13 protein-coding genes are annotated in these 13,801 nt (G+C 72.3%); 8 read left to right on the top strand and 5 right to left on the bottom strand.

Annotated features, from left to right (window positions below; all coding sequences use genetic code 11):
* Positions 1–109 precede the first annotated feature (109 nt).
* Genes ACZ51S_RS17530 through ACZ51S_RS17520 form a run of 3 tightly spaced genes read right to left on the bottom strand, consistent with a single transcriptional unit; the run spans position 110 to position 3,505 of the window.
* Positions 110–1,345, bottom strand: coding sequence for an MFS transporter (locus tag ACZ51S_RS17530; protein WP_468961334.1), 1,236 nt, complete (start codon positions 1,343–1,345; stop codon positions 110–112).
* Entirely contained in the window at positions 1,342–2,097 is a 756-nt protein-coding gene (locus ACZ51S_RS17525; protein WP_468474620.1) for a PIG-L deacetylase family protein, read from the bottom strand. The genes ACZ51S_RS17530 and ACZ51S_RS17525 overlap by 4 nt, the downstream gene beginning before the upstream one ends.
* A 4-nt stretch (positions 2,098–2,101) precedes the next feature.
* On the bottom strand, positions 2,102–3,505 hold the full coding sequence (locus tag ACZ51S_RS17520) for a glycosyltransferase (RefSeq protein WP_468474619.1): 1,404 nt from the start codon (positions 3,503–3,505) through the stop codon (positions 2,102–2,104).
* Positions 3,506–4,312: 807 nt separating this feature from the next.
* Between ACZ51S_RS17520 and ACZ51S_RS17515 the strand changes: the two genes are divergently transcribed.
* Genes ACZ51S_RS17515 through ACZ51S_RS17505 form a run of 3 tightly spaced genes read left to right on the top strand, consistent with a single transcriptional unit; the run spans position 4,313 to position 6,712 of the window.
* A complete protein-coding gene (locus ACZ51S_RS17515; protein ID WP_468474678.1) occupies positions 4,313–5,080 on the top strand; it encodes an ABC transporter substrate-binding protein in 768 nt (255 codons plus the stop codon).
* Positions 5,077–5,877: an amino acid ABC transporter permease gene (locus ACZ51S_RS17510; protein WP_388940343.1), complete on the top strand. Its 801-nt coding sequence runs from the start codon at positions 5,077–5,079 to the stop codon at positions 5,875–5,877. The genes ACZ51S_RS17515 and ACZ51S_RS17510 overlap by 4 nt, the downstream gene beginning before the upstream one ends.
* Positions 5,878–5,914: 37 nt before the next feature.
* Positions 5,915–6,712, top strand: coding sequence for an amino acid ABC transporter ATP-binding protein (locus tag ACZ51S_RS17505; RefSeq protein ID WP_468474677.1), 798 nt, complete (start codon positions 5,915–5,917; stop codon positions 6,710–6,712).
* 7 nt (positions 6,713–6,719) lie between these two features.
* Here ACZ51S_RS17505 and ACZ51S_RS17500 read toward each other — a convergent pair whose 3' ends face one another.
* Positions 6,720–7,901: an MFS transporter gene (locus tag ACZ51S_RS17500; RefSeq protein WP_468474618.1), complete on the bottom strand. Its 1,182-nt coding sequence runs from the start codon at positions 7,899–7,901 to the stop codon at positions 6,720–6,722.
* A 397-nt stretch (positions 7,902–8,298) separates the two neighbouring features.
* Between ACZ51S_RS17500 and ACZ51S_RS17495 the strand changes: the two genes are divergently transcribed.
* Positions 8,299–9,009, top strand: coding sequence for a cyclodityrosine synthase (locus tag ACZ51S_RS17495; RefSeq protein ID WP_388940347.1), 711 nt, complete (start codon positions 8,299–8,301; stop codon positions 9,007–9,009).
* Positions 9,006–10,187 carry a cytochrome P450 gene (locus ACZ51S_RS17490; protein ID WP_468961331.1) on the top strand — a complete coding sequence of 394 codons (1,182 nt, stop codon included), beginning with the start codon at positions 9,006–9,008 and terminating at the stop codon, positions 10,185–10,187. The genes ACZ51S_RS17495 and ACZ51S_RS17490 overlap by 4 nt, the downstream gene beginning before the upstream one ends.
* A gap of 111 nt (positions 10,188–10,298) precedes the next feature.
* Here ACZ51S_RS17490 and ACZ51S_RS17485 read toward each other — a convergent pair whose 3' ends face one another.
* Complete coding sequence (locus ACZ51S_RS17485) at positions 10,299–10,910, bottom strand: CAP domain-containing protein (RefSeq protein ID WP_468474616.1); 612 nt, start codon at positions 10,908–10,910, stop codon at positions 10,299–10,301.
* A 455-nt stretch (positions 10,911–11,365) separates the two neighbouring features.
* Between ACZ51S_RS17485 and ACZ51S_RS17480 the strand changes: the two genes are divergently transcribed.
* From ACZ51S_RS17480 to ACZ51S_RS17470, 3 genes are all read left to right on the top strand, one after another.
* Positions 11,366–11,947: an NADPH-dependent FMN reductase gene (locus ACZ51S_RS17480; RefSeq protein ID WP_468474615.1), complete on the top strand. Its 582-nt coding sequence runs from the start codon at positions 11,366–11,368 to the stop codon at positions 11,945–11,947.
* Positions 11,947–12,558 carry a serine O-acetyltransferase EpsC gene (epsC, locus tag ACZ51S_RS17475; RefSeq protein ID WP_388940356.1) on the top strand — a complete coding sequence of 204 codons (612 nt, stop codon included), beginning with the start codon at positions 11,947–11,949 and terminating at the stop codon, positions 12,556–12,558. Before ACZ51S_RS17480 ends, epsC begins: the two co-directional genes overlap by 1 nt.
* 150 nt (positions 12,559–12,708) lie before the next feature.
* Positions 12,709–13,749: a PLP-dependent cysteine synthase family protein gene (locus tag ACZ51S_RS17470; RefSeq protein WP_468961329.1), complete on the top strand. Its 1,041-nt coding sequence runs from the start codon at positions 12,709–12,711 to the stop codon at positions 13,747–13,749.
* Positions 13,750–13,801: the final 52 nt, after the last annotated feature.

Below are 13,801 nucleotides of genomic sequence, written 5' to 3'. Positions count from 1 at the left end.
CGGAATGCTGAACGAACACCAAGCGCGGGCACAATAACAGATGTTAAGAAGGTTCAGGTCGGTTCTGTTCCTTGAATTAGAAGGCCCTGATGGAGATTTGATCCAATGATCAATGGTGACTCGATACGTCCTCTCGTGGAAGCGGAATCTCTTCTCCGGGCTGCGTCGCGGACAGGGAGGCAGCGAGCGCCGCAGCCGCCAGGGCGAGCGCGGGCACCAGGAACAGGGCCGTGCGCAAGCTGCTGTGGGAGGCCAGGAAGCCGATCAGCGGCGGACCGGCGAGGAAGGCGAAATAGCCGGTGGTCGAGACCGTCGCCACCGCGGTCCCCGGGGCGGCGGAGGGGATCCGGCTCGCCCCGCTGACGACCAGGGGGAAGGACGCGGAGATCCCGAGGCCGACCGCGCAGAACGCCACCGCCGAGGCCACCGGGTGTCCGGACACCAGGGCCACCACCGCCCCGGCCGCGGTCAGCAGCGCCCCCCAGCGCACGACGCGCACGGGACCGAAACGCCCGGCCGTCCGGTCGCCGCCGAGCCGCCCGGCCGTCATGGCCAGCGCGAAGGCCGCGTACCCGGCACCCGCCAGACCCGGCCCCGCGCCCAGCGCGTCGGCCAGGTACACGCTGCTCCAGTCGGTCACCACCCCCTCCACGAGCAGGACGCACAGCCCCAGCGCGCTGAGCGGCAGCAGCCGGGCGGCGCCCCGGCCCCGGCGCCGGACGGCCGCCGCAGGCCCGCCCGGCCCCGCCCGGCGCCCGGGCGGCGCGGGTGGCGCCGCCCGGTGCAGGGCGGCCACCGCCACCCCGGCGGCGGCCGTCCCGATGGCCGCCGACACCGTGAACTGCGTACGCGCGGCCACTCCCGCGCCGGCGGCGGCGGTACCGAGCAGCGCACCCGCCAGCGCCCCGGCGCTGAACAGGCCGTGGAAGGAGGAGAGCCTCGCCCGGCCGCTGCGCCGCTCCAGATCCACCGCGTGGGCGTTCATGGCGACGTCCAGCGCCCCGACCGCCGCGCCCAGGACGACCAGTCCCAGCATCAGGCCGGTCATGGAGCCGGCCAGCCCGGGCAACGCGATGGCCGGGGCGTAGACGAGGGCGGCGCACCGGGCCACCGGCCGGCTGCCGAAGCGGTTCACCAGCAGACCGGCCGCGGGCATGGCCGGTACCGAACCGAGCGCCACCCCGAGCAGAGCCGTACCGAGCTGCCCGTCGGAGAGCCCCAGCTGCTCCTTCACCTGGGGGATGCGCGGGGCCCAGCTCGCCAGGACGATCCCGTTCAGGAAGAAGACCGCGTAGAGGGCGCCCGCGCCGCCGGCGGCGGTACCCCGGCCCCCGGAGCCGCTCACCGCGGGGAGGGCAGGACCGGGAGGCGGACGCCCGTGCCCTCCGGGACCAGATCGTGCACCGAGGTGGCGGGATGGGAGGGCGCGCAGGTGAAGGCCTCCGCGTACCGGACCCCCGCCTCCAGGCCGCGGTGCGCCGCCTGCTGCCGCGTCAGGTCCACGAAGTCGGCGCCCTTGCGCTCCTTGCGGGAGCTGTTCTGGCTGCGGTGCTCGGCCAGCATCGCCTCCTTCACCGCCATGGTGTCCGTGATGTCCACCCACAGGTCCGGGGTGCCCGCGTTCGTTCCGAGCAGGGTGTCCATGTAGAAGAGCGGGGGGACCGCGTCCGTGGCCGGGCTCCCGGTGGAGAGGGCGGGCTCGCGGGCCAGCAGCCGTGCCGCGCCGACCAGTCGGCTCACGGCCCGGTGGTCGGGGTGGTAGTCGTCGGGGTGGTGGGCGAGGACGATGTCGGGCCGCACCCGGCGCAGCACCTCCACCATCTGGCGGCGGGTGTCTGCCGTGTCGAAGAGGAAGCCGTCCGGCTGCCCGAGCCAGAGCAGCTCCGCGTCGAGCACGCCGACGGCCCGCCGTGCCTCCTCCTCGCGGACCGCGGCCGTCCGGGCGGGCGGCAGGGTGCGGGAGCCGAGTTCGCCGTTGGTCGCGATGGCGACGGTGACCCGGGCCCCCTGCCGGGCGTAGTGGGCGAGCGTCCCCGCACAGAAGAGCTCGACGTCGTCGGGATGGGCCCCGACGGCCAGGATGCGCACTGCTGTCACTCCTCTACTGGTAGCGCTGGGCGGCGTCCGCGAGGACCCGCGCGAAGCCGAGGACGCTGCTGTCGGTGAGGAAGCGCCGCAGCACGCGCCGATGGCCGTTCCTGCCGAGTTCCCGCGCGTAATCCCGGTCCGAGAGCAGGCGGTTGACCGCCTCCCCGAGCCCGCGCAGGTCCCGGGGATCCGAGAGCAGCAGCCCCGTCGTGCCGTGCTCGACCTGTTCCCGGATCCCCCCGACGGGGGCGGCGACCACGGGCCGCCCCTTCCAGGCGGCCTCGGACACGGTCAGGCCGAAGCCCTCGGCCAGGCTCTTCTGGATCACCACGGCCGAGTGGCGCTGGACGGCGTTGACGGTCAGGGCGTGCTCGGACCGGTTGTCCGTCGGCACCTGGACGAGGTGGACGCGCCGCCCCCGCGGGCCGAGGTCCTCCCACGCCTGACGGCACTCGGCGAAGACCTGCTCGGCCTGCCGGTCGCCCCTGGTGTCCGGGCCGACCAGCATCAGGTGGGCGCCGAAGGCCGGATCGACGTACTCGGCGAAGCCCCGGATCACCCCCGGGATGTCCTTGACCCGGTCCCAGCGGCTCACCTGGGTCACCAGGGGCGCGCCCGCCGGGGCCGGTCCGCCGGCGCGCACCACGCGCGCCGGATGGCGTACGAGGAGGTCGGTCAGGGCGTGCCGTCCCCGAGGGGCGCCGCCCGCCTCCTCGATCAGCCCCGCACCGGCCAGCAGGCGCGACGGATCCGCGTCCGGGTGCAGCGGGATGTTCTTGGGAGACAGCGGATCGATGGACGGCTGGACGACACGGCGGTCCACCGTCGGCGGTCCGGCGGGCAGGACTCCGGGATAGGAGGTGATGTGGCAATGCGCGGAGGAAATGTAGCGGTACAGGAATTCCCATCCGGGCGCCGCGAGGTCCTCCCTCAGCGCCGTGCCGACATGGACCCGCCACAGCACGGTGCAGCCCGCTTCGCGAAGATGGGGAATGAGTCCGGCGGTCTGGTGGTCGTGGAGGACGACGATGGAACGCCGGCCCATGGCGGGTACCAGCCGCGCCGCTGTTTCCGCGCATATCCGTTCGTACATCCGGCGGCCCCGTTCGAGGTCCGCGGGCTTCGCCCCCGGAGCCACTCCGCACAGCCGGTAGTACAGGGACTTGGTGAAAGCGCGGAATTCGGGCGGCCCGCCGATGGTGGCCCAGCGGGTGGAAATGCCCTCGCCCGCGAGGCAGGGGAGATTGGCCCGCAGGAGTTCGGCCACTCCGCCCCGCACCGGGTTGTCACTGATGTGCCATACGGTGCGCCCGTCGAGCAGCTCACGCACTCCGCGCAGGGTGTCCCGTACGGTTTCCGTCCGCTCGGCGCCGACGATCGGCTCGATCCAGTCCAGTGGCGTGCCGGGCAGCTCCACCTCGGGTACGGCCGGTACCCGGGCAGGCGCGGGCAGGGGCCGGGAGCCCGGTAATCGCCTTCCCCGGGCCGCCTGCGCCCTCCCCGGCGGGCGGGACCCGAGGGGGACCGAGAGTTTGTGCAACAACCTGTTTCCATGGCGCAGACGTGTCACGATATTCGCCTTCCCGGGAGTGTCGGGCATCGAAGGTGAGGGGAAACCCGCTCGACTCATGGTCGAATTCCGGTCCTCGCGGCCTGTTGTGGCCGCAGGGCTATCCCCGCACCCATGACGGTCGGGGGCGACCGGGGAAGTGAGGATGTGTCGGCATATGAAGGAATCCGCGTCGCCCCGCCCCGATCCTGGCATGAGGTCCACAGCCGTGACATGTGTTCCCGCACACGTAGCGAACGCGCGGTGAAGCCCTCCCACCCGCCGTTCGGGACCGCGTCAGGGGCTCCCATCAGCGCATTCCCGCCGAGCGCGGTGAACTGCCCGTCGGCCGGAACGCGAATCCGTTGACGGAGCGCTTACGCGAACGCATCGTGAAGGTCATACGCCCTTTGCCTCCGGGACTTCTCGTTCCGTGGCTCCGTACGGCCGGACGGTTCGCGCCGCATCGCGAATGGTCCCTTGCCGGTGTGCCGCCGGGGCTTACGATCTCGACGGACGGTCTCCTCCCGCGACCGCCGCTCCCCCCCCCCGCACCCGTGGAGGTCAACCGTGTTCCGGACGGCCGAAGGACACCGCAGTCACCGCGACGGCGCTCACCACCACCCCTCCCGCCGGCGTCCGCGCGCCCTGGCCGCCGCGGCCGCCGCCGCGGGCATGTTCCTGGCCGTGGGCTGCTCCTCCGGCGACAGCGGACCGGGGGAGGCGGCAGGGGGCGTACCGGTCGTCGAGAAGGGCAAACTGACCACCTGCACCCACCTGCCCTACCCGCCGTTCCAGTTCGAGCGGGACGGCAAGGTCGTCGGCTTCGACGTGGCCCTGATCGACCTCGTCGCGAAGAAGCTCGGAGTCGAACAGAAGATCCTCGACACGCCGTTCGAAAACTTCAAGACGGGCGCCTTCCTCAACTCCGGCCAGTGCGACCTCGCCGCCGCCGGCATGACCATCACCGACGAGCGCAAGAAGAACGTCGACTTCTCCGTCCCCTACTTCGACGCCACCCAGGCACTGCTCTCGACGAAGAAGAGCGGCATCACCTCCCTCGCCGACGTCAAGGCCAAGGCGAAGAAACTGGGCGCGCAGGCCGAGACCACCGGCGAGAGCTACGCCAAGGCGCAGGGCTTCGATCCCGTCGCCTTCGAGAGTTCGGACGCGGTGCTCAACGGACTGCGCACGGGCCAGGTCGACGCCGTCGTCATCGACTACCCGGTCGTCCAGGGCTGGCTCAAGGACCCGGCGAACGCCTCGGCGTTCGTCCTCGGCCAGAACATCGAGACCGGCGAGAAGTACGGCTTCTCGGTGAAGAAGGGCAACACCGCCCTGCTCGCCGCCATCGACAAGGCGATCACCGACGCCAAGGCCGACGGCACCTACAAGAAGACCTACGAGCAGTGGATCGGCCCGCTGCCCCAGGCCGCGTCGTGACCTCACGGCTCACCCGGCGGCAGCGGCGCCGCGTCTGGCAGGGCGTCCAGTACGCGGTCTTCGCGGCCGCGCTGGTCCTGGTCGGCGTACTCGCCGACTGGGACCGGCTGCGCAACCAGTTCGCCCAGACGGACCTGGCGCTCAGGCTCTTCCCGAAGATCATCACCATCGCCCTGCGGAACACGGTGGTGTACACCCTCTCCGGGTTCCTCTTCGGCCTGGTGCTCGGCCTGGTCATCGCCATGATGAGGCTGTCCTCGGTGGCCCCGTACCGCTGGGTCGCGAGCGTCTACATCGAACTGTTCCGGGGCCTGCCCGCCCTGCTGATCTTCATCTTCGTCGGCGTGGCGGTACCGCTGGCCTTCCCCGGCACCGCCATCCCCGGCGGCACGTACGGGAAGGTCGCGCTCGGCCTCGGCCTGGTCGCCGCCGCCTACATGGCGGAGACGATCCGCGCCGGCATCCAGGCCGTGCCCAAGGGGCAGATGGAAGCGGCCCGCTCCCTGGGCTTCTCGCACGGCCGCGCCATGGTGTCCGTGGTCATCCCCCAGGCGTTCCGCATCGTCATCCCCCCGCTCACCAACGAACTGGTCCTCCTCTTCAAGGACTCCTCGCTGGTGCTCTTCCTGGGCGTGACGCTGGAGGAGCGGGAGCTGACGAAATTCGGCCGCGACCTCGCCAGCGAGACCGCCAACTCCACCCCGATCCTCGTCGCGGGCCTGTGCTACCTCCTCGTGACCGTACCGCTCAGCTTCGTGGTGCGCCGGCTCGAGGCCCGTGCCGACAAGGCCACGTGAGGAACCGATGCCACAGACGACGGGAACGGGGGACACGATGGGCAGCGACCGCCCGGAGATCGAGATCCGGGGACTGCACAAGTCCTTCGGCGACAACCACGTCCTGCGGGGCATCGACCTCGACATCGCCCGAGGCGAGGTGGTGTGCGTCATCGGCCCCTCCGGCTCGGGCAAATCGACGCTGCTGCGCTGTGTGAACCTGCTGGAGGAGCCCAGCCGGGGCCAGGTCTTCGTCGGCGGTACGGAACTCACCGACCCCGATGTCGACATCGACGCCGCGCGCCGCCGCATCGGCATGGTCTTCCAGCAGTTCAACCTCTTCCCGCACATCAGCGTCACCGCCAACCTCACCCTCCCGCAGCGGAGGGTCCTCGGCACGGACAAGGAGAAGGCCGCCGCCGTCGCCCGGGAGAACCTGGAGCGGGTCGGCCTCGCGGCCAAGGCGGACGCCTACCCGGCCCAGCTGTCCGGCGGCCAGCAGCAGCGGGTGGCGATCGCCCGCGCCCTGTCGATGGGACCCGAGGTGATGCTCTTCGACGAGCCGACCTCGGCGCTCGACCCGGAACTCGTCGGCGAGGTGCTGTCGGTGATGCGGATCCTGGCGGGGGAGGGGATGACGATGATGGTCGTCACCCACGAGATGAGCTTCGCCCGGGAGGTCGCGGACCGGGTCGTGTTCATGGACGAGGGCGTGATCGTCGAGCAGGGGCCCGCGGAACAGGTCGTCACCCGCCCCCGGCACGAACGCACCCGCAATTTCCTCAACCGCATCCTCGACCCGGCGGCGGTCGAGGCACCGGCCGACGACGGCACCGCGAGAGGTCCGGAGGCCTGACCGCCCCTCACCTGCCCGCGCGGCGCAGCAGATAGGCCCCGGCGGCCGCGACCAGGGCCGCCATGCAGGCGATGAACACCAGCCCCGCGCCCTCCAGGCCGATCGGCTCCACCAGTACGCCCACACCGATGACCGGCACCGAGATGCCCGCGTACGCCACCACGAAGAGCGTCGAGATCACCGCGGCGCGCCGGTCGTCCGGCGACGCCCGCGCCACCACGGACAGCGCCCCGCGGAAAGCCAGCCCCTGGCCGGCCCCGCCGACCAGCGCGCTCAGCACCACCAGCACCAGGAGGTCCCAGTACAGCGCGCCCGCGAGCAGCGCCAGCCCGGCCAGGAGTCCCGCGCAGCCCAGGGGCAGCGACCGCCGTGCACCGACCCGGCCCACCACCAGCTGCCCCGCGGTCGACGCGAAGAAGGCCAGCGCGACGACCAGCCCGCTCACGGCGTGGTTGTGCACCCCCAGGGACCGCGCGAGGAACGCGGGGCTGACCGAGGTGAACACGCCGAACAGCGCGAACCCCACGAACGAGGCGGTCGCCGCCGGCCCGAACACCGGCCGCACCGGCGGCGGCAGCCCCGGCCGCTGCGGCCGTACGGTGGCCGCCGGCCGCCGCTGCCGTACGGTCTCCCCGAGCCCCAGCAGGACGGCGACCGAGGTTGCCACCAGGGCGAGGTGCACGGTGAACGGCAGGTGGAGCGGCCGGGGGGCGTACTGCGCGAGCAGCCCGGCCAGCAGCGGACCGCAGCCCAGCCCGCCCATGTTGGCGGCCGTCGCCACGAACGTGGCCCGGCCGCCGCCGCCCGGCGGCGCCGACTCGATCACGTAGGCCGTGGCGGCCCCCGTGAACAGGCCGGCGGACAGCCCCGACAGCAGCCGCCCCGCGTACAGCCAGCCCAGCCCGGTGGCGAACAGGAAACATCCCGCGCTCGCCGCCGCGAACCCCAGCCCCGCCAGCAGCACCGGCCGTCTGCCCACGGTGTCGGAGGCGTTGCCGGCCAGCAGCAGCACCCCGATCACCCCGAAGGCGTACACGGCGTACACGACGGTCACGGTCAGCTCGGAGAAGCCGAACTTCTCCTGGTAGAGGCCGTAGAGCGGGGTCGGCAGCGTGGTGCCCGCCATGCACACGGCGAACACCGCCCCGCCGAGCACGCACTGCCGCCACCCCCGGCGCATCCGGTCCATGCCGCCGACCGTAACCCCGCGCACCACCACGGTCCCGTCCCGGAGCGCCGAATCGCCGGGGCGTCGCCCGCCCGGCACAGGAGTCACGGGCTGACCGGCACCGCCGGGGAGGCCCCGTCGGAGCAGCGGAAGTCCTGATACCGCTCAAAACGGAATGTTGCTTCCGAAAGGGCTGACGCGCCAGTGGACGTGGCGGAACGTCACTTTACCGTCCGGATCAACGCGCTTACAGCCCGTTGCGGTTGACTGGGGCAACATGCGGTTTCAGTAACCGAGACGAACTCGACGGTAATCGTCCGGTGGCTCGCGTGTTCGTATAGCTTCAGCTCGTCGCCGCCGCACCTGGGGACACGGGGTCCGCGCGGGGAATCGCGGCGACAGGGATGCGACCACTCCCATGACAACAGCCACTCGAACCAGTGCCTTCCGTGTCGACGCGTACACACCGCACTGCCAGGTCATCGCCGACGAAGGGGACCACGCCGTCATCGGCATCTCCCCCGGTAACTCCTACTTCTCCGCCCAGCGCGTGCACGCACTCGCCGAGTGGGCGCTCGACAACTTCGCGCAGGCCGACCTCATCTACACGGACCTGCACGTGGCCGAGATGTACGAGGCCATGGGCTATCCCCCCGACGAGGCCCGCCGCAAGACCGTCAAGAACCTGCGCGGCGTACGCGCCAAGGTGACCAACGCGGTCGCCGACATCGACCCGTCCGGCACCCGGCTGCGCGGCAGACCGATGTCCTCGCTCCAGGGCATTCCCGCCTACGACCGCATGCACGCCGACCTGCTGGACCGGCTGCACACCGACCCGGCGTTCGCGCAGACCTGCAACGAACTCGTCGACATCTTCCTGTCGTCGAAGGTCCTCGGGGGCGAGCGGGCCACCGAACACCAGCGGGCCGTCTGCCTGGACTACGTGTGCGCCGAAGCGCCGCTCTTCCTGGACACCCCCGCGATCCTCGGCGTCCCCTCGTCGCTGAACTGCTACCACCAGGCGCTGCCGATGGCGGACCTGCTCTACTCGCGCGGCGCCGGACTGCGGGCCTCCCGCAACCAGGGCCACGCCGTCGTCACCCCCGCCACCGAAGGAGACCAGCTGTGACCACCCACGCGGAGCCGATCCTCGAATTCCCCTTCACGTGGGACGGAACGCACCTGCCCACCCAGGTCGACGAACTGCCCCCGGTGGCGAAGGTCCGCACCATCGCCGGAGCCGAGGCCTGGCTGGTCTCCTCCTACGAGCTCGTCAAGCAGGTCCTCGAGGACGACCGGTTCAGCCTCAAGAACACCTCCGACCCCGGTGTGCCCCGCCAGTACGCGCTGACGATCCCCCCGGAGGTCGTCAACAACATGGGCAACATCACCGGCGCCGGCCTGCGCAAGGCCGTGATGAAGGCCATCAACCCCAAGTCCCCCGGACTCCAGCGGTGGATGGACGAGCACGCCGTCGAACTGGTCGAGCGGATGCTCCAGCACGGCGCCCCCGTCGACGTCCGTACCATGTTCACCGACCCGTTCTCCGAGGCGATGCACTGCCAGATCCTCGGCATCCCGCACGACGCCGCCCCGCGCCTGGCGGAGTCGCTGCCCATCGCCTTCATGAACAGCGCCCGGGAGATCCCGGCCGCGCGCCTGAACTGGGACCGCGACATCGCGTACATGAAGGATCGCCTCGACGACACCGAGCACGGCCTCATCGGCGACCTCGCCCGGCTGCGCGGCACCGAGGGGTACGAGCACGTCACCGATGAGATGTTCGCGACGGTCGGCGTCACCCTCTTCGGCGCGGGCGTCATCTCCACCGCCGGCTTCCTCGCCATGGCGCTGGTCACCCTGCTCACCCACCCGGAGGAGTCCGACTACCTCGCCGACCACCCGGAGCTGATGCCCCAGGCCGTGGACGAGCTGCTGCGGATCAACCTGTCCATCGGAGACGGCCTGCCGCGCCTGGTCATGGAGGACATGACCCTGGGCGACGTCCAGGTCAAGGCGGGCGAGCTCGTACTGGTCCTGCCCGAGGGCGCCAACTTCGACCCCTCCGTCTTCCCGGACCCGCACCGCCTCGACTTCACCCGGACCAACTCCTCCGCGCACTTCTCCTTCGGCGGCGGCTCGCACTACTGCCCTGCCACCGCCCTCGGCAAGAAGCATGCCGAGACCGCGCTGCTCGCCCTCCTCAAGGCCATGCCCCGCATACGGCTGGCCGTGCCGGTCGAGCAGCTCGTGTGGCGCACGGGCTTCATGAAGCGCCTGCCCGAGCGTCTGCCCGTGATGTGGTGACCGGCGCGGCCTGACCACCGTACGGAGGCCGTCCGTGCAGCTCCGCCGGCGGGCGGAGCTGCACGGACGGCCGACGCGTGCCCGCCTTCCCCGGCCGTGTGCCCGGCCGCCTCAGCGCAGGCAGCGGCCGAAGTCCACGACGTACGTTCCGGCACCGCTCGCGCCGGCCCCGGCCGGGTCGGCCGCACCGGCCTGCGCCCAGCCGCCGAACTGGCGCAGCGAGGCGTCGAGGATGATCGCGCGGTGACCCGGGCTGTTCATCCACCACTTGACGGCGGCGTTCGGGGTGCCCGAGCCGCCCCAGCCGTTGTAGGTGATCTCGGAGACTCCCCAGGAACGGGGGTTGGGGCAGTAGCCGGCGCCCATGATGCGGCTCTGCGGAGTGGAGCCGGTCCGCGGGTTGGTGTGCGAATCCTTCCAGGGCCCCCACCACTTCAGCTGCACGGCCGCGGCGGTGTGCTGCCGGGCCGCGTCCGTCAGGGCCTGGTTGCCCGTCAGGGCGGGCAGACCGCGCTGGGCGCGCTGGGCGTTGATGAGGCACAGGACCGCGTCCCGCTCCTGGAGGCCCCCGCCCGGCGGCCGGGCGGCCGCCGCGGTGTCGCAGCTCACGGCGGTCGCGGACGGCGCGGCCAGCGGTACGAGCGCGGCGGACAGGACCGAGGCCACGGCCAGGGAGACCGTGGTACGGGTACGGGTACTGCTGCGTGAAGGGCGGATCCTCACGGGCTTCCACCTCCTGCCGACTCGAACAGGTCCGGGGGAGCCTCAGCTGCGGCTGCTCCCTCCAGCCTGGCACCGCGGCCCGCTGATCACCATCGGGCCCGCGCGGCGAGGCGCTTCCCGACACCGGCCCCCGCCGCGGTCCCAGGCCGCCGTCGACATCGCCGGCGCGGCGTCCGCCACCTCCGCCACCACCCGCCCGGGCACACCGCGGCCGTGCCTGGAGCGACCCTCCGCCGGGGCGCTAGCCGCAGTCGAGCAGGGCATCGGTTCGAGCTGACACGGTTACGACCAGGACGCGGGCCGGACCATCCCGCTCGAGCACCCCGGTGCCCGGCCGCCGCGCCCCAGGCCCGCGCGGCGGAGCGGCAGGGACCCGGGAGGCCCGGAACGCAGGCGTGAGTCTCGACCAGTCGAAGGCCTGCCGACCGGAAGGCTGAGGAGAAGGAGTTCCACCAGTGAAGATCGTTCTGATATCCGGCAGCACCCGAGGCGATTCGGCGAACACCGCCGTACTGGCCACCGTGCGCCACATCCTCGGGAACCTGCCCGGTGAGCACGAGAGCGTGCTGCTCCCCGTCGGCGAGCTGCCCCACTACGAGGCCGAACTGGAGCGCACCGACGGCTCGGCGGCAGTCCGCGCCGCCAAGGAGCTGGTCACCGGCGCGGACGCGCTGTTCATCAGCACCCCCTCCTACAACGGCGAGATGCCCGGCGCGCTGAAGAACGCCTTGGACTGGCTGTCCCGGGCGCAGGGCGACCGCCCGAGCCCGCTGACCGGCAAGCCGGCCGCCGTGACCAGCGCCTCCCCCGGAGCGCGCGGCGGTCTCGACGCGCAGACCGGACTGATCGGCGTACTCGCCCGCTGCGGCGCCCGGGTCGTCGAGCACGAGCCGGTCGCCGTCGCCCGCGCCGGCACGCTCGCCTCCGAGGACGGCCGCTACACCGACGCCGGGCTCGTCACCCGGCTGGAGAGCCTGACCCGGGCCCTGATCGCCGAGCTCGCCCCGGCCGGCGACCGCGAGGAGGTGCTGGTCTGATGGCGGCCTCGAAGCCCGGCCTGTTCCGGATCATGAAGGAGGACCTGGAGGTCGTCGTCGCCCGCGACCCCTCCATGCGCAACCGCCGCGAGGCCCTGCTGCACGCCGCCCTCCCCGCGCTCTGGGCCCACCGGATCGCGCACCGCCTGCACCTGCGCGGACACCGGATGATCGCGCGGCTCATCGCCTGGAACGCCCGCCGCAGCACATCGGTGGAGATCCACCCCGGTGCGGTGCTCGGCCGCCGCGTGTTCATCGACCACGGCGCCGCCGTCGTGATCGGCGAAACCGCCGTGGTCGGGGACGACGTGACCATCTACCACCAGGTGACCCTGGGAGCGGTCGGCTGGTGGAGCGACAACAACCGGCCCGAGGGGGACCGCAGGCACCCGGTCGTCGGCGCCCACGTCGTACTCGGCACCAACGCGACCGTGCTCGGCCCGGTCACCATCGGCGCGCACGCCGTCATCGGCGCCCAGGCCCTCGTGAACAAGGACGTGCCCGCGGGCGCCCGGGTCCTCGCCGCCACCGCGGTGATCAAGCCCGTCGGCCAGCGGCCGCAGCCCATGGAAGACCTGTACGCGATGACGGCCTCGGCCGGCTCCTGGTAGCCGCACCCCGCACCGCACCGTAGCCCGGCACCTCCGCGATCCCGCGCGGCCCTGCCGGACACCCCCCACACGAACGCCGCACCGGGCCCGGCGGACCGCATCCGTCCGCCCGGCGCGCAGCCGTACGACCTGACTTGTGAGGAACCACACGTGGAAAGCCGTGAGACGCGCCGCATCGCAGACAGCATCGCGGACCTGGTCGGCTCGACCCCGCTGATCCGACTGCACTTCGAAGACTCCGCCCCGGGCGCCGAGGTACTGGCCAAACTGGAGTCCGCCAACCCGATGTCCACCAGCAAGGACCGGGCGGCCCTCGCCATGCTGCGCGCCGCCGAGGAGCGCGGCGAACTGACGCCCGGCAGCGGCACCGTCATCGAGGCGACCTCCGGGAACACCGGGATCTCCCTGGCCGCCCTCTCCGCGTCCCGCGGCTACCGCTGCGTCATCGTGCTGCCCGACAGCGCCACCGCCGAGCGCATCGCCCTCCTCAAGGCCCTGGGCGCGGAAGTCGTGCTGACGCCCCGCGACGCCGGCTACCCCGGCGCCATCGCCAAGGCCGAGGAGCTGCACGCGGCCACCCCCGGGTCCTGGTTCGCCTGCCAGCACGAGAACAGCGACAACGTGCGCGCCCACTACGAGACCACCGGCCCCGAGATCTGGGCCGACACGGCGGGCCGGATCGACGTACTGGTCTGCGGCGTCGGCACCGGGGGCACGCTCAGCGGCGTCGCGAAGTACCTCAAGGAGCAGAACCCGGCGATACGCGTGGTCGCGGTCGAGCCGGAGAACTCCCCGGTGCTCTCCCAGGGCACAGGCGGCCTGCACCGGATCCCGGGACTCAACGGCGGCTTCGTGGCCCCCACCACCGACGTCTCCCTGATCGACAGCGTCGTCACCGTCACCGACGAGGAGGCCATGACCGGCGCCCGCTCGCTCGCCCGCGAGCAGGGCATCTTCGTCGGCGTCTCCTCCGGCGCCGTCGCCCACGCCTGCGCCCGGCTGGCCGCGCACCCGGACTACATCGGCGCCTCGATCGTCACGATCCTGCCCGACACCGGCGAGCGCTACCTCAGCCTCTGGAACGAGGCCTCCGCCCCCGCCGCCCGGCCCGCCCAGCAGCCGGCCCCCGCCCCCGCCCCGGCCCCCGCCCCCGCCCCGGCCCCCGCCCCCGCCCTGACCGCAAAGCCCTGACCGTCCGCGCCCGGGCGCCCGGCCCCGTCCCCCACCCCCGAAGGAACCCGGC

Source organism: Streptomyces sp. NPDC034043 (assembly GCF_055575675.1).
This window is presented reverse-complemented; position numbering and strand designations above follow the sequence as displayed.

Bases quoted from the DNA above. Each gene is read 5' to 3' on its own strand.
- ACZ51S_RS17515 (WP_468474678.1), top strand. From the start codon at position 4,313: ATGTTCCTGGCCGTGGGCTGCTCCTCCGGCGACAGCGGACCGGGGGAG.
- ACZ51S_RS17505 (WP_468474677.1), top strand. From the start codon at position 5,915: ATGGGCAGCGACCGCCCGGAGATCGAGATCCGGGGACTGCACAAGTCC.
- ACZ51S_RS17500 (WP_468474618.1), bottom strand. From the start codon at position 7,901: ATGGACCGGATGCGCCGGGGGTGGCGGCAGTGCGTGCTCGGCGGGGCG.
- ACZ51S_RS17495 (WP_388940347.1), top strand. From the start codon at position 8,299: ATGACAACAGCCACTCGAACCAGTGCCTTCCGTGTCGACGCGTACACA.
- epsC (WP_388940356.1), top strand. From the start codon at position 11,947: ATGGCGGCCTCGAAGCCCGGCCTGTTCCGGATCATGAAGGAGGACCTG.